Here is a 19,949-nt window from a genome sequence, read left to right on the forward strand (position 1 = left end):
CAGCGACGCGATCGTTCCGACTGTTCGGCATCGTGGCTACCATTTTATGGCCTCAGATCAACAACTACTTACCGCCATCAGCGAACGACGGTCGCGACGCAGACCCGGTTCAGGCTGAATTTCAAGCGACGGAATACCCACGAAGTGCCCTGGCGATACCACGTCAAGGACAAGACCAAAAAGACCAGTATCTATTCCCTGGAGATGCGAGTCAGCTACCGCTGATCGCACCGAGGCCAGCAGGGACGAAGAGTCCAGCCCGGCCGCTGCGACAGATGCACGACGCCATCATCCACGCCACGTGGCGAGCCGGGAGGATATGTCGGCGTCGGCGAGCTTCCCCTTCCGCATAGCAGGATGTGAATGATTCGCAGCAGGACACGTCAGCCGCTCGGTTGCTCAGTTGGAGCGGGGGCACTCGGCCAGGGTGAGGAAGTGGTGAGTGAACTCTTGATTGCTCTGCTCCGAGATGTGTTGCTGTTTCGTCATACCATCGACCAGTCAGGCGGCGAGTTCACGCACTTTCACGTTGTGTTCCTGCGATTGCCAGCGCAACAGTGACCACGCCACAGCATTATCAATGCTGTAGGTCAGCATCAACGTTTTTTTGGCCTGTTCAATCACTGCTCGAGTGCTGAGCGCGGCGTCCAGTTGGTGGTCCACCTCGGTCTGGACGTCCAGGTCGGGCTCTCCGTGAGGTCCACAATGTATCCGGATACCCGTTGCACCTGGCCCTGTTCGTCATGGTGGCCCTCGCCGAGCACGACCACGTGTCGTACCTGCTGATGTGTATCGATGATGCGGTGGTAGTAGGAGAATGGCTCGCCGGTTGCCAGCGCCTTGTCGAGTACCTCGTTGGCGCGAGGCCGTTCCTCCGGGTGTTTGTGCTCTAGCAGCAACTGCGTACTTGGCTCGATCTCGCCCGGTTCGTAGCCGTGAATCAGGTACACCCCCGTCGTCCACTCTCAGGAATCGCGAGCCCGTTCGTAGGTGTAGCGGCCGATCCGATGGACACTGTCCGCGCCCAGCGGATTGGACAGGTGCCGCTTCTCTGCATCATCGGTCATGTCATCACCCCCTTCCACTCAGGAGTGATGGTGGCGGCCATGACGATGACCCGCTGACTCAACCGACAGCAGCAACGCCAGCGGCGGGCATGCCGAGCAGGAAGCCGCCCAGGTTGGTGTAGAGGAACGAGGCCAGAGCCGTCAGGACGAGCGCGACGCCGAGCGGTGCGTGGTGTTGGGGCTGGGTCCAGAGCAACACACCGAGGGCGATCATTCCGCCCCCGAGTAGGAATCCGAATCACAGCCTCAAAGATCATGGCTGCAGACCACGATCTCTGCCCAGATTCAACAAGTTGGTTCCCTCTCTGACACCAGCCGCTTGACACAGAGAGGTGCAGCTCGCGTTACGGTCCCGTCAGGAGCGGGGCCTCGGGGTCGGAGAGGGTCGTGGGTGCGGCGGTGTTGGTCGTTTCGTCGCGCTGGGGGTCCAGGCGAACCCGAGGCTGCCGCCGATAATGCTCAGCAGCATGCCGATCAGGAAGCCGCCGAGGTTGGAATAGACGAATGAGGCGAGGGCGAGCAGGACGATTGCGATGCCGAGCATGACTCGCTGCTCGGGGAGAAACCACAGCAGCGGGCCCATGGCCGCGATCAGCCCACCGAGCAGGAACCCGGCCAGCCCCGCGACACCGGGCAGCGCCAGCACGGTGAACTGGTTGGCGGGTAACAGCAGGATGATCAGCCCACCGGCCAGAGTGACCACGCCACCCCAGAACGGTCGGCCCCGCCGCCACCGAACCGAGGCCGCCCACCAACGACCCCAGGACAGCTCCACTAGAAGCACTCCTTGACGTCGGTCCCGGCGGTCAGGTCGACCGCGGACAGTTTCAGCCCGCTGGTGGTGACCCAGCGGACGTCGGCGTGCAGGTCCAGCAGCACCGACCGCGCGGTGATCGGGAGCGTTCCCTCGTGCCCGGAGTCCACCGGCGTGCCGTCAGGCGCGGTGTCGTGGCGGTTCAACGTGAGGGTGCCCCCGGCCAGGTCAGCGCCGTCGATGTTCTCGATAGCGAACTTGACGTCATCGGCCTGCAGTCGCTGATCGCCTCTGGTCTCGACCCGCAGCACATAGTCTCCGAAGGGGGTTCGCGCCTTGCCCGAGCCGCACAGCCCGGTCGCGCGGACACCGGAGAGCCCGACGACCACGACGGTGTGCTTGCGGCCGTCCTGGGTTTCGAAGAACTGAGGAAAAGTCCCGTAGCCGGTCGCCGACATCTCATCGATTTCGATCTTGATACGGCGTTGACCCTCCGCCGCGATGGAGATCGGCAGCACACCGTTGATCATCCCGCCGACCATCAGCACCACCACGATCAATGCCGGCGTCAGCAGTCCCACGAAGCGGCGCCACCGGGTCCGTCCGCCCCCAACGCTCGCACCCGAGTCGGCTGCATGCCTCGACACCGTTGCCATGACCGACCACCTTCTTTGCGGCGTGCTCACCGGCCGGAGCCTTCGATGCGGCACGCGACTCAATAAGACTAGGAGTCCTGTACCGAGACTAGCAGTCTTGCGCCGGAGACAATAACGCACAGTCCCGGCTCGCACGGTTCGGTCAGCTCACCGTGTGGGCGGCGAGGAAGTCGTCGATGATCCGGGCACAGAACGTCGCGCCGCTGGCTCGTCCGGTGACCAGCCGGTTGAAGATGAGCGGGCCGACCAGCTGCGCTAGCGCCTGATCGGTGTCGATGACCTCGCGCAGGCCGGCACCGGACAGGACGGCGTCGAACGGCTCGCGGTACTGGGCGATGAGTCGGCGCTTCAACGTATGCAGTCGCGGCCGGTCGCTCTCGGGCTCACCGTTGTCGACGTTGTCGACGGGTCCGGCCGTGGACATGCTCAAGCCCAGCCACGACAGCAGCGTCAGGTGCAGCGGAGCGTGCTCGATCAGCGCGGCCTGCTTGGCCAGCAGCGCGAGCAGCCGCTCGCGCAGTGTCCCGCTCTCCGGGGCGGGCGGCACCGGCGGTAGGAGCTGCTCGAACGCGGCCGCCAACAACTCGGTGCCGGTGCCGAAGTGCCGGTAGAGGGTTGCGCGAGAAACGCTGGCGACGCGCGTCACTGCGTCGATGGTGACCGCGTCGATACCGCCCTCGGTCAGTAACCGGGTGGCCGCGTCGATCAGCAGCGCGCGAGAACGCGCGGGCCGGGGATCCTGGCCAGCATTCCCGGGCTCCGACTGGGCGGGCATCGCGGCGTTGGGCGACATCGAGTCCCCTCTCTCTCCTACAGCCAGCAGCCGTTGAGTTCGTGTAATTGATCGTCACACAGTCCCCACATCTGGCCTGTTAACTAATAGTCTAGGACCGATACTGTCAGTCTTAAACCGCGTGGTCTGCCGCGCCGCACAGCCCGAGCGGTCGACAGTTCGCGCGAGACAACACCCAGAAGAGGTTCAGCCCGTGACCACTGGCCCCACCACCGTCCACTACCAGTGCAAAGGCATCACTCTCGCCGGCGACCACTGGACACCGGACACGAGCACCCACCCGCGCGGCACTGCCATCCTGCTCCACGGCGTCGGACAGACCCGCAAATCCTGGCAGCGCACCGCCGCCCGCCTCGCCGCCGACGGCTGGTCCGCGCTGACCCTCGACGCCCGAGGCCATGGCGACAGCGACTGGGCCTGCCCCGACGGCTACACCCTCGAGCACCTCGTCGACGACCTCACCCACATCGGCCGAACGTGCGAGGACAGGCCCGTGCTCGTCGGAGCCTCCATGGGCGGCCTCACCGCCCTGGTCGCCCAAGCGCACCACGACCTCGGCCGCGCCCTGGTCATGGTCGACATCGCCCCGCAGATGAACACCACCGGCGCCGAACGCATCCTCAGATTCATGGGTCAACACCGCGAGGGATTCGCCACCCTCGACGACGCCGCCGCCGCGCTCGCGGACTACAACCCGCATCGAACCACGCCCGGCAGCACCCGCGGGCTGCGCAAGAACCTCCGCAAACATCGCGACGGGCGCTGGTACTGGCACTGGGATCCCCAACTTCTCCAGTTCATGGCCGATCCCGCTGCGTTCACCGACACCCTGCGCCAAATCGATGACGCGGCGCACCAGATCACCGCACCCACCCTGCTCATCCGCGGCGAACTGTCCGACGTCATCGACCAAGGCTCCGTCGAGCACCTCCTCGATCGCATCCCCACCGCCAGCAGCATGACCATCGCCAACACCGGCCACATGATCGTCGGCGACGACAACGACTTCTTTACCACTGCCCTGCTCGACTACCTCAACCACCTCCCAGCCACTCCCGACACGTGACACGACCGATCGTCGCCCACCCGAGCCGCCCACCAAGGCGAGCAGGACATCGTCAACCCGCCGAGTAGCGACCCCGCCAGCACCTGTTTGAACCAGCCGCGCCCAACGTCCGCTCAGCTCGCCATAGGGCTCCTACCACGTCTTTCGGCAGCGACCTGGAGATAACACGCGGGCCGATGAAGTTCTCCAATCGCCGCTTGACTCCGTGGTGCCACTGCACCTTCGATCCCGCCCGCCGGGTTCAATTCGCCGTCCCGGTACACCCCGCACCAGCCATCTACGCGGCTGCGGCTTTGATTGCGGTAATCAGTGAGCTTGCCCCAGTTTCACGGACACACCGGGTGTGCGGTCAGGCCGCGTCGGCCGCCGATGAGAACTCGCCCGTCGGGTCGCCCGCAGTTCCGACGTACGTGACCGCAAGGCAGGTGGGTCAGCGGGCCGTCGATGAGATCGGCGAAGGCGTGTAGGTGGTCTCGGCAGACCTCGGCATCAAAGATCTGACCCTGGGTGTCGCGGGATTGGCTACGGCGCCGGAGGGCGCCGCACCGGGTTCCACCGTGTTCGCTGACGCCCGACGATGGCAGCCTGGACCACGGCATTTGCCACCACAGTAACCGAGAACAAACGTCCCCGTGCGGGCGGAGACGACGGTACCGACGCAGTAGACGTTCCATGGCCCCAGACCTGCGGTCCTCTCCCGCGACGATGGCCGCCCAAGCTGGCCAGCTTGGGCGCCGCCTCCGTCCGGAACGCGCCTGGATTCACATCCATTGGAACGCGGCGGTCGTCGTGCTGCAGAGGTGTCTCAGTTCAGTAGGTTCGCCCGGGACCTGCGCGACGATGGCGGGTACTTTTACACAATCTCCAATCTTGTCAAGAGCGCTGTACGTGTTGTACGGTTTTGTCAACTAGCTGAGGAGGGTGAGATGAGCGGTAAGAAGGCAACGGTGCCCGCTGGCTCGACGCAGCAGTGGACTGACCGCAAGCGCTACCTGTGGCTGATCGGCCTGGTGGTGCCGTCACTGGCGTTCCTGGCGATCGCGATGCACGCGGTGACCGGCTGGGGCGTGTGGTTCTGGATCGGTCCGATCGTGATCCTGCTCGTGGTCCCGGCGATCGACTTGGTCGCCGGCCTGGACCGCAGCAATCCGCCCGACGATGTTATCGAGCAACTCGAGAACGACCGCTACTACCGCTGGATCACCTACTTGTTCCTGCCTATCCAGTACGCGGCGTTCATTTTCGCGTTCTGGCTGATCGCGCGGGGAGAGCTGTCTGTCGTGGACAAGATCGGCCTGGCCGCCACGATCGGGTGTATCGGCGGGATCGGTATCAACACCGCGCACGAGCTCGGGCACAAGAAGGAGAGCCATGAGCGGTGGTTGTCGAAGATCGCGCTGGCGCAGAGTTTCTATGGGCACTTTTACATCGAGCACAACCGCGGCCACCACGTGCGCGTGGCGACTCCGGAGGACCCGGCGAGCAGCCGCGTGGGGGAAAGCTTCTACCGATTCTGGCCGCGTACCGTCTTCGGTTCGTTGAAGTCGGCCTGGGAGCTGGAGCGTAACCGCTACGCACGTCGTGGGCAGCACCCGTTCCGGATCGGCAACGACGTGCTCAACGCGTGGCTGATGTCGGCCGTGCTGTGGACCGCGATGATCGCGTGGCTGGGCGTCGGCATTGTTCCCTACCTGCTGATCCAGGCGGTGATCGGGTTCTCGCTGCTGGAGATCGTGAATTACATGGAGCACTACGGGATGCTGCGCCAGCAGGTGGGCACGCCTAAGCGGCGCCGCTACGAGCGGGTCGATCCCAGTCACAGCTGGAACTCCAACAACATCGCCACGAACGTCCTGCTCTACCACCTGCAGCGGCACAGCGACCACCACGCCAACCCCACCCGCCGATACCAGACACTGCGCGACTTCGCCGAGTCGCCGGTATTGCCCACCGGGTACGCCGGGATGATCGTGTTGGCGCTCATCCCGCCGCTGTGGCGCCGGGTGATGGACCCGCGCGTGGTCGCCCACTTCGACGGCGACATCAGCCGCGCCAACATCCAGCCGGGCAAGCGGGCGAAGGTACTCGTCCGGTATGGCGCCACCGACGCGCCCGAAGTCGTCGCCGCCGACGCCGGAGGTGACGCGACGGACGGCGGGATGTGCCCCGGCTGCGGCTATGTCTACGACGAGAAGCTCGGCGACCCGCGCGAAGGGTTCCCTGCGGGCACGCCGTGGTCGGCGATCCCGGACTCCTGGTGCTGCCCGGATTGCGGCGTCCGGGAGAAGGTCGACTTCGTGGCCCCGGGGCGGGTGAGCGCGTGATGCGGATTGAAGCCGACCGGGACAGGTGCGAGGGCCTCGGTATGTGCGAGGCGATGGCGCCCGACTTCTTCGAGGTGGGCGATGACGGCAGGGTCGTCGTGCACGAGGAACACCCAGACGAGGAACACCGGCAGGACCTCACCGCTGCGGTCGACGCCTGTCCGGTGCTCGCGTTGAAGCTGAGGGACTGACCGTGACACTCGTGGTGGTCGGCGCTTCGCTGGCTGGGCTGCGCGCGGTGGAGTCCGCGCGCCGCGTCGGCTACGACGGCCGGATTGTGCTGATCGGCGCGGAGGAACAGCTGCCCTACGACCGGCCACCGCTGTCGAAGGCGTTCCTCGACCCGGACGGCCCCGCCAGTGTGGAGCCCTTCCGCAGCGAGACTGAGTTGCGCGAGGACCTCGGTGTCGAGCTGATGCTGGGAGCACCTGCGGACGGGCTCGACACCGAGGTTCGGGAAGTGTCGGTGTCCGGCACGATGGTGCGCTACGAGGCGTTGGTGCTCGCGACCGGCGCCACGGCACGGCGGTTCCCCGGCTCCGATGGCTGCGCCGGAGTCCACACCTTGCGGACGGCGCAGGACGCCGCCGCGGTACGCGCCGGGTTGGATCGGGGCGCGCGCACCGTCGTGATCGGCGCCGGCTTCATCGGTTCGGAGGTCGCCTCCGCGGCACGCAAGCGGGGCTTGCCGGTCACGGTCGTCGAGACGCTGGACCTGCCACTCGTCCGCTCGGTCGGGCGGCAGGTTGGCTCCGTCTGCGCCGACCTGCACCGCGCGGCGGGCACTGACCTGCGGTTGTCCACCCAGGTCATGCGGCTGGAGGCGGCGGATGGCGTGGTGACCGGGGTGCGGTTGTCCACCGGGGAGGTCCTGCCCGCGGACCTCGTCGTGGCCGGTACCGGGGTCTACCCGGCCACCCGCTGGCTCGAGGGCAGCGGCGTGCCGTTGCACGAGCGTGACCGCGGCGTGGTCTGCGACGCCACCCTGTCAACCGGCCTATCGGGTGTGTACGCGGCGGGCGACGTGGCCCATGTGGTCAACCCGCTGTTCGACGACGAGTCGATGCGACTAGAGCACTGGACGAACGCCGCCGAGCAGGGAGCGGCCGCCGCCCGACACGCCCTCGACCCGGCCGCCGCGCGCCCACTGGCGGCAGTGCCTTACTTCTGGTCCGACTGGTACGGCCACCGCATCCAGTTCGTCGGCACTTCACGCGCCGAGGAGGTGGTGGTCGCCGTGCCGGCCGAGGCCGGGTTCACGGCGCTGTACCGGCGCGGCGACCGGATCGTCGGCGCGCTCACCGTGGACCGGCCGCGCGAGATCATGAAGTACCGGCGGCGCATCGCCGCCCGGGGGTCGTGGGCGGAAGCGGTCGCGTTCGCGGCCACCACCGGGGCGGTCGCCTAGGATGGCGGCCATGGGCGGGACTCTCTCAGCCGCGTCCGCCGTGGGCGGCCAGTACCGGCAGCCGATCATCGCCGCGGCGATCGAGTTGACAGCTCGCACCGGCTGGTCGGCGGTCACCATGGCGCGGCTGGCCGAACACGTCGGCGTCAGCCGCCAGACCGTCTACAACGAGATTGGGTCCAAGGCCGCGCTGGCCGACGCCATGGTCGCCCACGAGCTGGACCGGTTCCTCACCGTCGTCGGCGACGCCTTCGACCGCCACCCAACCGACCTCGTCGAGGCGATCTATGCCGCGGTGCGTAACGTGCTGGAACTCGCCGCCGACAATCTCCTGCTCCGCGCGATCGCCTCCGCCACCCATGGCACGGACACCGAACTACTCCCACTGCTGACCACACAGGCGGGCACCCTGATCACCCGGACCAAAGCAATGCTCACACACCGCGTGGCGTCCTACCGGCCAGGGCTCACAGTTGAGCAGATCGGTGTGGTGGTCGACGCGATCGTCCGGACAGTCCTCAGCCACGTCATGCAACCCTCGCAGACCCCAGCGCACACCGCGGACGGTCTCGCCTGGCTGGCCTCCCGCGTGCTTGACCAGCCCTCCCGGAAGCCCCTGCGCTACGGCTGACGCGGGCGGGGCTGACGCGGTGGACCGGCCGTTTCGCCGAGTACGCTCTCTCGCGCGCTCCCCGGCTAGCCAGGGTCCGCGCCGTTGGTGTCTCCCGCGGTGAGGTCGCGGGCGAGGATCTGGAGGTCGTCCGCGGCGCGTTGCTCCAGTGCGGGCAAGTGGCGGGCGGCGGCGTGGATGGTGTGGATGCGGGTGAGCGCGTCGGTTTTGCTGGTGGCGATGGCGGCGAGGTCGCTCCACAGGCGGGCGAGTCGGGTGTAGGTGTCGGCGGCTTGCCGAGCGGTCGACAGCTGTGTGCGGCGGGCCAGGTAGCTGAGGTAGTCGGCTTGCAGTCGGCGGAACAGGCCTCCGCCGGTCCCGGCTTTCTCGATGAAGGCGGCCAGGGCGAACAGCGTGGTGTCGAGCTGGTCGGAGGAGAACAGTTCGGGCCAGCGGCTGAGGTCGTCGACGAAGGTAGCTACGCCGTCCACACCGTGTCCCTCCACCAGACCTGGAGTGCCGTGGGTAATGCTGTCAAACATTGGTTCGGGGTCGCGCAGAGCTCGGGCGGCCGCGTGGCAGGCGTCAGCGGTGACGTCGGCGAGGGGCGGCAGCTGGGTGGGGTAGCGCAGCCGGTAGGTGGTGTGCCGGGTAGGGGTGGGAAAGCCGGTGGACGCCCGAGCGCGGGCGAGCGCATCGTAGGGGACGTGTTGCGGGTCGGGGCGGTCATTGTCGACGACGGTGGCGGTGTGGCTGTCGTCGTTGTAGCCGACGATGACGATGTCGTGGCGGCTCATGCTCAGCCGGACCCGCAGGTAGGGGAGTTCGGCGATGTCGGCCCAGCACAACACGGGGTAGCCCTGGTCAAGTTCGTCGCGGACCCAGGCCCAGCCTTCGTCGGGGTCGTCGGTGGTGTCGTGGGTGGCGGTGATTCCGAGACGGCGGGTGAAGTCGACGGTGAGGTCGGGGCCGCGGCCGACCAGGTAGATCGGTGGGGTCATAGCCGGATGGCGCAGGTAGGTGAAGCCGAGCGCGCCGCCGAGACCGAAGATGGTGCCCTCGTCGAGGGGTGTGGACTCGTAAGACAAACCGGCCCAGTGCAGCAGGTCGCGCAGCGCCCCGGAGCCGCAGTGCCCGGCCAACTCGTGCGGGTAGTCAGTGATGTGCTGCTGGTCAGTCACGGGTGGCTCCTGTACTAATCGCGGGCGGTCTATGCGATGTGTGAGTGGTATGCGGGTGCCCACAGGGTCAGCGGGATCGTGGCGATGACGGTGCGGTGCACTGCCTTGGACAGGGAGTCGGTGGCACCGCCGCGCACCTGGGTCGGCAGCGTGGCGGTGGTGGCACCGAGGTGGGTGCGGTAGCTGCTGGCGAGCAGACTGCCGGCGATCGCGATTGCGGCCCCGATTCCCTGGGCGGCGTCGTTGACCGGACGTAGATGTCGCCAACGCCCTGCCCCACCTCGACGTCTCCGGCACCGCGACGTGGTGCGACAGCCGGATGGCATGGTGACGGGTCCTTCGAGCTACAGGGTGCGGGCGATGATTTCCTTCATGATCTCGTTGGTGCCGCCGTAGATCTTCTGTACGCGCTGGTCGGTCCAGGCGCGGGCGATGCGGTACTCGCTCATGTAGCCGTAGCCGCCGTGGAGTTGGAGACAGTTGTCGATCACGTGCATGGCTCGGTCGCTGCACCACCACTTGAGCATGGCGGCGGTGGCCACGTCGAGGCCGCCGTCGAGGTGGCGGCTGATGCAGTCGTCGAGGAACACGCGGCAGACCCGGGCCTCGGTTGCGGCCTCGGCAAGGGTGAACCTGGTGTTCTGAAAGGAGAAGATCTCCCTGCCGAAGGCCTGGCGGTTCCTGGTGTAGGTGAGTGTGTCGAGCAGAGCCGCTTCCAGGGCGGCGACCGAGGTGATGCCGATGAGCAGCCGCTCCTGCGGGAGTTGCTGCATCAGCTGGCCGAAACCCTGGCCCTCGGCGGTGCCGAGGAGGTTGGAGGCCGGGACGCGGACGTCGTCGAAGAACAACTCGGCGGTGTCCTGCCCGTGCAGGCCGATCTTGTCCAGCACACGGCCGCGACGGAACCCCGCGCGGCCGGATTCCACCACGACCAGCGAAATGCCGTCGGCGCCCCGGGACGGATCGGTCTTGGTCACCACGATCGCCAGGTCGGCCTGGCCGCCGTTGGTGATGAAGGTCTTCGCGCCGTTGATCACGTAGCTGTCGCCGTCACGGATCGCCTTCGTCGTCACATTCTGCAGGTCCGAGCCGGTCCCCGGCTCGGTCATGGCGATGGCACCCACCCATTCGCCGGAGGCGAGTTTGGGCAGCCATGCCTGCTTCTGGTCCTCGGTGCCGTAGGCGAGGATGTAGTGCGCCACGATCGCGTTGTGCAGCCCCACGCCCCAGCAGCTGTCGCCACTGGCGGCCTGCTCTTCCAGCAGTACGGCCTCGTGCGCGAACGAACCGCCGCCTCCACCGTAGTCCTCCGGGATGGACAAGCACAGCAACCCCACCTGCCCGGCGGTGGTCCAGAGGTCCCGGTCGACACTTTTCTGCTCGGCCCAGCGCTGCTGGTTCGGGGCCAGTTCTTTCCGGCAGAACTGACGGGCCAGATCACGGAACTCTTCAACATCATCGGTGTTCCACCGGCTGCGGTACTCAGCCATAGCGTGTCTCCCTCCGAGTCGTGGTGGTTTCCGGGCTTGGGCATATCTCGAACCCGGCGCCGACGTGCGGGACGACAGAGGTTCGCCCTCAGCGGTCCTTGCGGTCGTGTGGTTGGTGCCGGGTGAACATGGCCTGGACGTCGGCTTCAAGGCCGTGCGGGGCGAAGTGGTTGTGGTCGACGACGACGAACAGGGCCTCGGCGGTGAACCGGGTGATGCCGTCGTGGCCGGTGCCGGTGGCCTCCAGGTGGAGTCGCCGGCCGTGCCGCCGCTGCAGGCCTGCGGTGATGCGGTGCGGCTGGCCCAGCGGCACCGGCGCGAGATAGTCGACGGTCAACCTCCGCGTGACGGCCATCTCTTCCACGACGTAGAGGACGAACCCGAACAGGTCGTCGCAGGCCGCCGAGATCGCGCCACCGTGTGCCAGGCCCGGGGCGCCGCGATGCCGCGCGTCGAAGGTGACGTCGGTGACCACGCTGTCCCCGTCGCGGGAGACGGCCAGGTGCAGACCCGCCGGGTTGTCCGGCCCGCACCCCAGGCACCGTGGATGGTGCGGCGGCAGCGAAGTGAGCGTCGAGTCGGCCATCGCGGTGCCCCCCTCCTTTGCGCCATCGGTGAATGCGAGACTAGTAGTCTCGCTGTGATACTGGGGGTTTAAGAAACGGGTTGTGGCCACCGTCACGCCGCTGGTCTAGTGCCGCTGTGTCGTCGCGGCGAAATGGGCTGCGCCGATGTCGATGATGTCCTGGCGGCTGGCGGGGAGTTCCCCGGTCAGCCAGGCCATGAGTAGTTCGGCGAGGCCGCCGGTGAGCAGCAGACCGGCGATCTGGTCGTGGGGTGGCGGGAGCGCATCGTCGCCGTAGAGGGTGCGGGCTTGGGTGGCGATCAGCTGGGCGAACTCGCGCAGCAGTTCGTGCCGCCGCGCGCGCAGCGGCTCGGCGGCGGATTCCAGCATGGCCACGCGCCCGATGCGCGGGTCGCCGGTGAGCAGGTCGACGAACGCGCCGATCGCCGCTTTGGCTTTCATCTGGGGGTCGCCCTCCGTCTCGGCCAGAGCGCGCAGCCCCACGTCCCGGATCTGCGACGCGATCCGGTCCAGCACCGCCAGCAGCAGCTCATCCCGGTGGGCAAAGCTCTCGTAGAAGTAGCGCTCGGTCAGCCCGGCTCGCGTGCAGACCGCGGTCATCGTGGTCTGCCGCCACCCGTGGGTGCCCAGCAAATCCAACCCGGCCGCCAACAGTTGCTCGCGCCGCTGGTCGCGGCGCTGCTGGGCGCTGATACCCCGATAGCTTCGCTTCGGCACCGACATGCCCCCATCTTGACATACTCTCCTGTCAGAATCATTCTGACCGTGGTTCCTGTCAGAAGTCGGAGCGATCGGCAGCGGAGGCGATACCAGTGGCACAGCAGGTCAACGGGGCTCGAGGGCGCCGGGAGCGGACCGCGCGGCCGCTGCGCGGTGTGGTCGTGGCCATCACCGGGGGATCGCGAGGCATCGGGGCCGCGACCGCGCACACGCTCGCCACAGCCGGGGCGACGGTGGCCGTCGCAGACCTCGATCTCCCCACAGGACAGTGGCTGAGTCAGCACCCGACGGTGCGCGGGTGGCAGGTGGATGTCACCGATGGGGAGGCCTTCACGGCGTTCCTTGACCAGGTCGAGTCGACGTGCGGCCCGCTGGATGTACTGATCAACAATGCCGGGATCATGCCGCTGGGGCCGCTGGGTGAGGAGCCGGGATCGGTGACGGCCCGGCAGGTGGAGCTCAATCTGCACGCGGTGATCCATGGCAGCCAGCAGGCCGTGCGCCGGATGCGGCCGCGCGGGCGGGGGCACATCGTCAATGTGGCCTCGCAGGCGGGCAAGGTGGGCTTCGCTGGGGCGGCCACGTATTGCGCCACCAAACACGGTGTCGTGGGCTTGTCGGAGGCGTTGCGCGCGGAACTGCGGGGCACCGGGGTGGCGGTGTCGTGTGTGATGCCCACGGTGGTGCGGACCGAACTGGCCACCGGTCTGGGTGGGTCCCCGCTGGTGCGGCCGGTGACCGCGCAGCAGGTGGCCGACGCGATCGTGGGCGCGGTGCGCCGGCCGCGGTTCGCTGTGTACGTGCCCCGGTGGCTGGGGGCGGTCAACCGGCTGCTGGAGCTGGTGCCGCGCGCGCTGGCCGATGTCCTGATGCGGGTCTCCGGAGCGGATCGGGTCCTGGCCGGTGCTGACCCGGCTGCCCGGGCCGGTTACGAGGCCCGCGCTGTGCCCGAGCGCGGGCACGACGCACTGGCCAGCCCGGACGCGCTGGCCAATCAGCAGGCGGCGGGAGCGCAACCCTCATGACGAGCGACCCGAGCACCACGGCGACGCAGCGAGGGGTGTCGCTGGTGTGCGCCGGCCACGACGTCCACGAGGTGGCGGCCCTGGCCGCCCACGCGGAACAGGCCGGGTTCGAGTCGGCCTGGGCGGCGGAGTTCTACGACCGTTCGGCCGTGGTGGCCGCGGCGGCGATGGCCGCGGTGACCGAGACGATCACGGTGGGCACCGGGATCGCCTACGGGTTGGGCCGGACCCCGCTGGTGCTGGCCGCCGAGGCGCGGGATCTGGACGCGGTCTGCGGCGGGCGGCTGATCCTGGGGCTGGGGACGGGAACACGGCGCATGCAGCAGGACTGGCACGGCTTGTCCGGTGAGCATCCCGCGCCCCGGATGGAGGAGCTGGTGCCGCTGTTGCGCCGGCTGTGGCGGCTGGATGAAGCTCCGGTGCGGCACGAGGGCCGGTTCTACCGCACCCACGTGGTCCCGACCGCGCCCGTCGCGGCCCCCACGCGGCGGGCGATCCCGGTGTATCTGGCCGGGGTGAACGCGCGCATGGTGCGCGCCGCCGGGGCGGTGGCCGACGGGCTGGTGGGCCATCCCTTGTTTACCCCCGAGTACCTGCGCCACACGGTGCGGCCCGCGCTGCAGGCCGGTGCCGACCGCGCCGGCCGCACCGGGGCGGTGCCGGTCGCCGGCTATGTGATCTGCGCGGTGGATCCCGACGAAAACCACGCCCGCCGACTCGCCGCGGCCCAGATCGCGTTCTATGCCTCGGTGAAAACCTACGACGCCATCCTCGCCCTGCACGACTTCACCGACGAGGCCGCGGCCATCCGCGCCGCCCGCCGCGCCGGTGACCTGGAGGCGATGGTGGCCGCAGTGTCGGACCGGATGATCGACACCATCGCCGTGGCCGGCACGCCTGAGCAGGTCCGCACCCAGTTCACCACGCGGTGGGCGGGCCTGTACGAGCAGACCCTGCTGTATCCACCCTCCTTCGCCGGCCGGTCGGCCACCACCGCCGTCCTGGATGCCTTCGCCCCACTGACCTGCACACCCACCAAATAAGGAGAGCCGCCATGGTCCCCATCGTTGAACGCACCACCCAGGCCGCCCGACAGCGCCTATCGTCGGTACTGGTGGCCCCCGCACCCCAGGCGGTCGACGAGGCGTGGCGCCGGTTCAGCCGCCGCTGGCCCGCCACCGACCTGGCCACCCCGCCCGCAGGCAGCGGCCTGCGACCGGTCCGCGGCGACTTCGGCACACCTGTGGTGGGGCATCTGCTCGACTACATCCGATTCGGCACCGACTTCGGCCGCGAACGCTACGAACGCTACGGCCCGGTCACCTGGATGGGCGCGTTCGGCACCCGCATCGCCACCGTGGCCGGCCCGGAGGCGACGCAGCTGGTGCTGACCAACAAAGACAAGGCCTTTTCCCAGGCCGGGTGGGCATTTCTGATCGACCAGTTCTTCCACCGCGGGCTGATGCTGCTCGACTTCGACGAGCACAAGATGCACCGCCGCATCATGCAGCAGGCCTTCACCCGTGACCGCCTGGCCGGCTACACCCAGCAGGTCGCGCCCTGCGTGCGCGCTAGCGTGCCCACCTGGCCCACCGACCGTCCGGTGCGGTTGTACTGGCTACTCAAACACCTCACTCTAGACATCGCGACCCAGGTGTTCATGGGCGGCCGCGGCGGCTCGACCGACACCGAGCAGATCAACCAGGCCTTCGTGGCCACCGTGCGCGCCGCCAGCGCGCTCGTGCGCGCCCCGCTGCCCGGCACTCGCTGGCGCGCCGGCGTGCGCGGCCGCCGGGTACTGGAAGACTACTTCGCCCAGCACCTACCCGCCGCCCGCGCCAGCACGAGCGAGGACCTCTTCGCCGCGCTGTGCCACGCCACCACTCCGGAGGGCGAGCGGTTCAGCGACGACGACGTCATCAACCACATGATCTTTCTGATGATGGCCGCACACGACACCTCCACCATCACCACCACCGCGGCCGCCTACTACCTCGCCACCCATCCCGAATGGCAAGACCGCGCCCGGCAGGAATCCCTCGCCCTCGGCGACGCCCCGCCCGACATCGACGCCCTGGAAAGCCTGGACACCCTCGACCGGATCATCAAGGAAGCCCTCCGGCTGCTCGCCCCCGTGCCCCTGGTGATGCGCAAGACCGTCACCGACACCGACCTCCTGGGCCACTACCTGCCCGCCGACACCCTCGTCGCCCTCGCCCCAGCCATCAACCACTTCGTACCCGAATGCTGGACCGAGCCCGACACCTTCGACCCCGACCGCTTCGCCGCGGACCGCCGCGAAGACCACACCCACCGCTTCGCCTGGATCCCCTTCGGCGGCGGCGTGCACAAATGCATCGGCATGCACTTCGGCACTCTGGAGGTCAAAGCCATCCTGCACGAGATGTTGCGCAGCTACCGCTGGAGCGTCCCCGATGGCTACCGCATTCGGTGGGATAACACCTCCCTCCCTGTGCCCGCCGACGGACTGCCCGTGCACCTCACCCCCCGTTGACCCACGCACCGCGCCAGCCGAACCGCAAGGACACCGATGATCCCCGAGGCCGGGCCCGCGACCACGGAGGCACACAGCGATGAACGCACCATGAGCCGAGCACCGCGCCAGCGTGCCCTCCCCCGACTCCTGCAGCAGCCGCATCCGGTGGCGATACTTCATCGGCCTGCTCGCCCCCGCCACCCCTCGTGATGGCACTGATGATGCTGGGAGTGCTGCCGGTGTCTGCAGTCGTGCGGGGCCAGCAACGCATCAAGATCGCCCTGGACGAGGTGTTCCGCACACGGGTATGGAACCTACCCACAGTTCTTCCGCCCCGCGACGGACACACCCGGCCCGTGGTCGTGGTCGGCCTGCAGCAGTTGCGCGCCAAAGGCGTCTGCGCTTCCCAGTAAAGTAGACAACCCCGTGGGTCCGTTTATCTTGCGGATAGCTACCAAGCCAGGAGCCCCGACCTGCGCACCGAGGATCTACAGTGGCCATCGAAGAGATCAACGGCCCGGACGCTGCCGGGCACAGTCTCGCCCTGAACCGCGGCGCCACATGCTTGCCAACCTGCGATGGGTCACCGCCAGCTGTCTCCTTCGGCACAGTACGGGCATGCGCAACGCCGGGGGCCTGGTGGCGGCAATGGCGCCGTCGGCGCCCGTCTTCGCAGGACTGCTGGCCATCGTGGCGGGTACCACGATCATGCTGCTACCCCCAACCAGTACACCGTCTTCGCACTGCCCGGCACCGCGGGCTTGACCGGATTCCTACTCGGGGGCGGAATGATCGTCCTCGGTGTGTTGCTCTGGACCCAGCCCCAACACCACGCACCGCTCGGCGTCGCGCTCGTCCTGACGCCTCTGGCCTCGTTCCTCTACACCAACCTGTGCGGCCTCCTGCTCGGCATCCCGCGGGAGGGTCCGTAACGCGAACGGTGTTTCCGGCGGTGTCGATTAGTAGGTCTCGGTCACCGGCCAGCGGTCACCGAAGGTGATGGAGAACGCGTTGATCACTGGCTTCCAACGCATCATCCATCGTGCCGCCCCGGTCCCTGTGGGGTCGAGGCTGCGGGTCACAAGATACAAGCACTTCATCGCCGCTTGCTCGGTGGTGAAGTGCCCACGTGCCCGGATCGCGCGCCGGTAGCGTGCGTTCAACGACTCGATCGCGTTCGTCGAGCAGATCATCCTCCTGATCTCGATATCGTAGTCCAGAAAAGGAACGAATTCGGTCCAGGCGTTACGCCAGAGTCGAACCATGGCTGGGTATTTCTTCGACCATTTCTCGTCCAGTTCGTCCAGTGCCGTTGCGGCGGCGTCGGCGTTGGGTGCCGTGTAGATTTCTTTCAGGTCGCGTTTCAACGCGTCCGTGTATTTCCGGGAAGTCAGCCGAAACGAATTACGAATTAAATGCAGAACGCACGTCTGGACGATCGTTTGTGGCCACACCTGCTCCACCACCTCCGGTAACCCCTTGAGGCCGTCACAAACCAGGAAGAACACGTCCTTAACGCCGCGGTTCTTGAGATCCACCAGCACACTCATCCAGAACTTGGCGCCCTCGCCGCCGGTACCGGCCCACAATCCGAGCACGTCCTTGCGGCCGTCGGTGGTGACGCCGATCGCGGCGTAGAACGGCCGGTTGGCGACCTGGCCGTCCCGCACCTTGACCACGATCGCGTCCACGAACACCGCGGCGTAGACCGGCTCCAGTGGACGGCTTGCCCAGTCCTGCATCTCCTCGATCACCTTGTCGGTAATCCGAGACACCGTCTCCTTCGACACCGACGCGCCGTAAATCTCGGCGAAATGCGCCGAAATTTCGCCCGTGGTCAACCCCTTCGCATACAACGACAACACGATCTCGTCCACGTCAGTCAGTCGACGCTGACGTTTCTTCACGATCTTCGGCTCGAAAGTCGATTCCCGATCCCGGGGAACCACGATGTTCACCTCTCCAGCCGCGTCCGAAACCACCGTCTTCCCCCGGGCCCCATTCCGCACATTCGACGAATCACGATTCGAATCGGCACGATTCTTCGCGTGCCCGAGATGCTCGGTCATCTCCTCGTTCAGCGCCGCTTCCAGAACGTTCTTGGTGAACAGCTTCAACAGCCCGTCCGGTCCAGTGAGCGACAGGCCACGTTCCCGCGCCTGCGCCACCATCGCCGCCGCGGCAGCCTGCTCGGCCGACCGCTCCCGCTCCGACTTCCTCATCTTCCTCTGATCCGCGCTCACAGCATCGGATGCCATCACTGTCCGTACCCATCCCGCCGGATTTCACCCCGGCGTGTCGGGCCAGAAACACCGCTCACGACACAGTCCCCCATCGTGCAACCGCAGGGTTACTACCGCACGTTCGAGTGCAGCGTCGGTACGTGGAACGAACCTGCTCGGACGGCCTAATACTGCAACGGCAGTTAAGGAAGTGGGTAGCCGCGGCGTTTGTAGTGGCTGAGGCGGGCTTGGTGTTGTCGTCGGCGGCGGAAGCGTGACCAGGACCAGATGTGTTCGGCGGCGTCGGCGACACGCAGGACCAGCTTGGTGAGCAGGCGCCGGATCTCCGGTAGTGTAAAGCTGATCATGTCTGGTTCGGCGATACCGATTCCCCTTTTATGGCAAGGGATTTGGCGACGGCGAGCCAGGCGTGGGCGAGCATCGACAGGGTGATGTGGGCGTACCACGCCCGCCAGGACCGGACCTGGTAGTGATCCAGTCCGGCTTCGTTCTTGGCCTGCTGGAAACACTCTTCGATCCGCCAGCGCGCCCCGGCGATCCAGGCCAGGTTCAGCAGGGTGGACCGGCGGGGCCCGTAGCAGATGTAGTAGGCGATCTCGGTCGGATCAGAGATCGAACGCCGGGCGAGCAGCCAGTGCCCGCGCCCGGCCTGCCAGCCAATCCGGACCGGCACCCGTGCCCAGTCGTACTCGCGCGGCCCGTGCGCGCCGGCACCGACCGACAACCGCCGCCACGCCCGGGCGGGCAGGTCCGCGATCAGCTCATCGGCCCGCTGTTCGGTGCCCTCGGCGGTGATCAGGGTGTCGTTGACCTTGGTGGCCAGCACGTACGCGGCGTCGTGTTCCTCCAGCCAGGCTCGCAGGTACTTGACCTGCCCGTAGGCCTCATCGGCGGTGACCCACGCGAACGGCACACCCGCCTCGAACGCCCGCGCCAGCATGCCCATCGCCTGCCGCGGCTTCGTGGCGAACTCGACCTCATCCGGAATCCCCGCCCGTTGGCACCGGTCCCGGTCGGCGATCCACGGCTCCGGCAGATACAGCGCCCGATCGATCAGCGCATGCCCATGATCACCGGCATAGGCGAGAAAGGTCCCGATCTGACAGTTCTCGATCCGCCCCGCCGTCCCGGAATACTGCCGCTGCACCCCGGCCGAGCGCACACCTTTCTTCAGGAACCCGGTGTCGTCCACGATCAGCACGCCGCCCGGCTCGCCGAGATGCTCGACCACGTAGTCCCGCACGTCGTCACGCACCCCGTCGATGTCCCAGTCCGCCCAGCGCAACAACCGCTGCATCCCATCCGGAGACACCTCACCGGACTGCTCCGCCAGTGTCCAGCCGTTCTTCCGCTCCAACCCCGCGACCAGCCCGGACACATACTCCCGAGCCCGGCCCCGCGGCTCCGACCGCCTGAACCGTCCCGCGATCCGATCATGAACCCGATCCAGCTGCCCCATCACCACATCGACCACCACAACGATGATCTACCACACGACGACCAACTGCCGTTGCAGTATTAGGAGACGT

General features: G+C 67.4%; 21 protein-coding genes and 1 pseudogene. 10 read left to right on the plus strand and 12 right to left on the minus strand.

From position 1 onward, the window contains the following. Positions 1 to 501: 501 nt before the first annotated feature. The 6 genes and pseudogenes from H4W30_RS32600 to H4W30_RS32625 form a co-directional block, all read right to left on the minus strand. A complete protein-coding gene (locus tag H4W30_RS32600) occupies positions 502 to 624 on the minus strand; it encodes an ANTAR domain-containing protein (RefSeq protein WP_158077458.1) in 123 nt (40 codons plus the stop codon). Continuing rightward, positions 621 to 950, minus strand: coding sequence for a PAS domain-containing protein (locus tag H4W30_RS32605; protein WP_076153553.1), 330 nt, complete (start codon positions 948 to 950; stop codon positions 621 to 623). The genes H4W30_RS32600 and H4W30_RS32605 overlap by 4 nt, the downstream gene beginning before the upstream one ends. Positions 951 to 1,125: 175 nt before the next feature. Next, a pseudogene (locus H4W30_RS32610) lies at positions 1,126 to 1,290 on the minus strand (DUF6114 domain-containing protein); the annotation flags it as partial. 132 nt (positions 1,291 to 1,422) lie between these two features. Further along, positions 1,423 to 1,851 (minus strand): DUF6114 domain-containing protein, encoded by a 429-nt coding sequence (locus tag H4W30_RS32615; RefSeq protein ID WP_318780707.1) that lies wholly within the window; start codon positions 1,849 to 1,851, stop codon positions 1,423 to 1,425. After that, the gene (locus H4W30_RS32620) at positions 1,842 to 2,402 is read right to left on the minus strand and encodes a DUF6230 family protein (RefSeq protein WP_043832425.1); all 561 of its coding nucleotides are present in this window, start codon (positions 2,400 to 2,402) and stop codon (positions 1,842 to 1,844) included. The genes H4W30_RS32615 and H4W30_RS32620 overlap by 10 nt, the downstream gene beginning before the upstream one ends. A 217-nt stretch (positions 2,403 to 2,619) precedes the next feature. Further along, on the minus strand, positions 2,620 to 3,270 hold the full coding sequence (locus tag H4W30_RS32625) for a TetR/AcrR family transcriptional regulator (protein ID WP_162836042.1): 651 nt from the start codon (positions 3,268 to 3,270) through the stop codon (positions 2,620 to 2,622). Between the two features lie 193 nt (positions 3,271 to 3,463). On the opposite strand from H4W30_RS32625, the gene H4W30_RS32630 reads away from it, so the two are divergent. The 5 genes from H4W30_RS32630 (at position 3,464) to H4W30_RS32650 (ending at position 8,699) form a co-directional block, all read left to right on the plus strand. Then, positions 3,464 to 4,336 carry an alpha/beta fold hydrolase gene (locus H4W30_RS32630; protein WP_043832427.1) on the plus strand — a complete coding sequence of 291 codons (873 nt, stop codon included), beginning with the start codon at positions 3,464 to 3,466 and terminating at the stop codon, positions 4,334 to 4,336. A gap of 926 nt (positions 4,337 to 5,262) precedes the next feature. Next, positions 5,263 to 6,660, plus strand: coding sequence for a fatty acid desaturase (locus tag H4W30_RS44605; RefSeq protein ID WP_043832429.1), 1,398 nt, complete (start codon positions 5,263 to 5,265; stop codon positions 6,658 to 6,660). Continuing rightward, positions 6,660 to 6,851 (plus strand): ferredoxin, encoded by a 192-nt coding sequence (locus H4W30_RS32640; RefSeq protein WP_043832431.1) that lies wholly within the window; start codon positions 6,660 to 6,662, stop codon positions 6,849 to 6,851. Before H4W30_RS44605 ends, H4W30_RS32640 begins: the two co-directional genes overlap by 1 nt. A 2-nt stretch (positions 6,852 to 6,853) precedes the next feature. Further along, positions 6,854 to 8,068, plus strand: coding sequence for an NAD(P)/FAD-dependent oxidoreductase (locus H4W30_RS32645; RefSeq protein WP_043832433.1), 1,215 nt, complete (start codon positions 6,854 to 6,856; stop codon positions 8,066 to 8,068). Between the two features lies 1 nt (position 8,069). After that, positions 8,070 to 8,699 carry a TetR/AcrR family transcriptional regulator gene (locus H4W30_RS32650; RefSeq protein ID WP_043832435.1) on the plus strand — a complete coding sequence of 210 codons (630 nt, stop codon included), beginning with the start codon at positions 8,070 to 8,072 and terminating at the stop codon, positions 8,697 to 8,699. 65 nt (positions 8,700 to 8,764) lie between these two features. Here the strand turns inward: H4W30_RS32650 and H4W30_RS32655 are convergent, their stop codons facing one another. The 4 genes from H4W30_RS32655 to H4W30_RS32670 form a co-directional block, all read right to left on the minus strand. Further along, positions 8,765 to 9,859 carry a BtrH N-terminal domain-containing protein gene (locus H4W30_RS32655; protein ID WP_043832437.1) on the minus strand — a complete coding sequence of 365 codons (1,095 nt, stop codon included), beginning with the start codon at positions 9,857 to 9,859 and terminating at the stop codon, positions 8,765 to 8,767. Positions 9,860 to 10,203: 344 nt separating this feature from the next. After that, on the minus strand, positions 10,204 to 11,349 hold the full coding sequence (locus tag H4W30_RS32660) for an acyl-CoA dehydrogenase family protein (protein WP_043832439.1): 1,146 nt from the start codon (positions 11,347 to 11,349) through the stop codon (positions 10,204 to 10,206). Positions 11,350 to 11,437: 88 nt separating this feature from the next. Beyond that, positions 11,438 to 11,935 (minus strand): PaaI family thioesterase, encoded by a 498-nt coding sequence (locus tag H4W30_RS32665; protein WP_043832442.1) that lies wholly within the window; start codon positions 11,933 to 11,935, stop codon positions 11,438 to 11,440. Positions 11,936 to 12,040: 105 nt separating this feature from the next. Next, complete coding sequence (locus H4W30_RS32670; RefSeq protein WP_043832444.1) at positions 12,041 to 12,658, minus strand: TetR/AcrR family transcriptional regulator; 618 nt, start codon at positions 12,656 to 12,658, stop codon at positions 12,041 to 12,043. A gap of 89 nt (positions 12,659 to 12,747) precedes the next feature. On the opposite strand from H4W30_RS32670, the gene H4W30_RS32675 reads away from it, so the two are divergent. The 5 genes from H4W30_RS32675 to H4W30_RS43925 all read left to right on the plus strand — a co-directional run bounded on the left by H4W30_RS32675 (position 12,748) and on the right by H4W30_RS43925 (position 17,109). After that, on the plus strand, positions 12,748 to 13,680 hold the full coding sequence (locus tag H4W30_RS32675; protein ID WP_063697638.1) for an SDR family oxidoreductase: 933 nt from the start codon (positions 12,748 to 12,750) through the stop codon (positions 13,678 to 13,680). After that, positions 13,677 to 14,723: an LLM class flavin-dependent oxidoreductase gene (locus H4W30_RS32680; RefSeq protein WP_051172181.1), complete on the plus strand. Its 1,047-nt coding sequence runs from the start codon at positions 13,677 to 13,679 to the stop codon at positions 14,721 to 14,723. The genes H4W30_RS32675 and H4W30_RS32680 overlap by 4 nt, the downstream gene beginning before the upstream one ends. An 11-nt stretch (positions 14,724 to 14,734) precedes the next feature. Further along, entirely contained in the window at positions 14,735 to 16,195 is a 1,461-nt protein-coding gene (locus tag H4W30_RS32685; RefSeq protein WP_051172182.1) for a cytochrome P450, read from the plus strand. Between the two features lie 221 nt (positions 16,196 to 16,416). Beyond that, the gene (locus H4W30_RS32690) at positions 16,417 to 16,590 is read left to right on the plus strand and encodes a hypothetical protein (protein WP_157376274.1); all 174 of its coding nucleotides are present in this window, start codon (positions 16,417 to 16,419) and stop codon (positions 16,588 to 16,590) included. Between the two features lie 165 nt (positions 16,591 to 16,755). Beyond that, positions 16,756 to 17,109 (plus strand): DUF6114 domain-containing protein, encoded by a 354-nt coding sequence (locus H4W30_RS43925; protein ID WP_218160488.1) that lies wholly within the window; start codon positions 16,756 to 16,758, stop codon positions 17,107 to 17,109. Positions 17,110 to 17,136: 27 nt separating this feature from the next. Here H4W30_RS43925 and H4W30_RS32695 read toward each other — a convergent pair whose 3' ends face one another. Together H4W30_RS32695 and H4W30_RS32700 are read right to left on the minus strand one after the other, a co-directional pair. After that, positions 17,137 to 18,399, minus strand: a complete 1,263-nt coding sequence (locus H4W30_RS32695) for an IS256 family transposase (RefSeq protein ID WP_043832448.1) — start codon at positions 18,397 to 18,399, stop codon at positions 17,137 to 17,139. A gap of 364 nt (positions 18,400 to 18,763) precedes the next feature. Continuing rightward, positions 18,764 to 19,897 (minus strand): IS701 family transposase, encoded by a 1,134-nt coding sequence (locus tag H4W30_RS32700; protein WP_043829840.1) that lies wholly within the window; start codon positions 19,895 to 19,897, stop codon positions 18,764 to 18,766. Positions 19,898 to 19,949: the final 52 nt, after the last annotated feature.

The sequence above is a fragment of the Amycolatopsis roodepoortensis genome (assembly GCF_014873915.1).
Taxonomy (GTDB): domain Bacteria; phylum Actinomycetota; class Actinomycetes; order Mycobacteriales; family Pseudonocardiaceae; genus Amycolatopsis; species Amycolatopsis roodepoortensis.

Coding starts and splice junctions, on each gene's coding strand:
- H4W30_RS32670 (WP_043832444.1), bottom strand. CDS start 12,658: ATGTCGGTGCCGAAGCGAAGCTATCGGGGTATCAGCGCCCAGCAGCGC.
- H4W30_RS43925 (WP_218160488.1), top strand. CDS start 16,756: ATGGGTCACCGCCAGCTGTCTCCTTCGGCACAGTACGGGCATGCGCAA.
- H4W30_RS44605 (WP_043832429.1), top strand. CDS start 5,263: ATGAGCGGTAAGAAGGCAACGGTGCCCGCTGGCTCGACGCAGCAGTGG.
- H4W30_RS32695 (WP_043832448.1), bottom strand. CDS start 18,399: ATGAGGAAGTCGGAGCGGGAGCGGTCGGCCGAGCAGGCTGCCGCGGCG.
- H4W30_RS32625 (WP_162836042.1), bottom strand. CDS start 3,270: ATGTCGCCCAACGCCGCGATGCCCGCCCAGTCGGAGCCCGGGAATGCT.
- H4W30_RS32640 (WP_043832431.1), top strand. CDS start 6,660: ATGCGGATTGAAGCCGACCGGGACAGGTGCGAGGGCCTCGGTATGTGC.
- H4W30_RS32650 (WP_043832435.1), top strand. CDS start 8,070: ATGGCGGCCATGGGCGGGACTCTCTCAGCCGCGTCCGCCGTGGGCGGC.
- H4W30_RS32685 (WP_051172182.1), top strand. CDS start 14,735: ATGGTCCCCATCGTTGAACGCACCACCCAGGCCGCCCGACAGCGCCTA.
- H4W30_RS32665 (WP_043832442.1), bottom strand. CDS start 11,935: ATGGCCGACTCGACGCTCACTTCGCTGCCGCCGCACCATCCACGGTGC.
- H4W30_RS32660 (WP_043832439.1), bottom strand. CDS start 11,349: ATGGCTGAGTACCGCAGCCGGTGGAACACCGATGATGTTGAAGAGTTC.
- H4W30_RS32680 (WP_051172181.1), top strand. CDS start 13,677: ATGACGAGCGACCCGAGCACCACGGCGACGCAGCGAGGGGTGTCGCTG.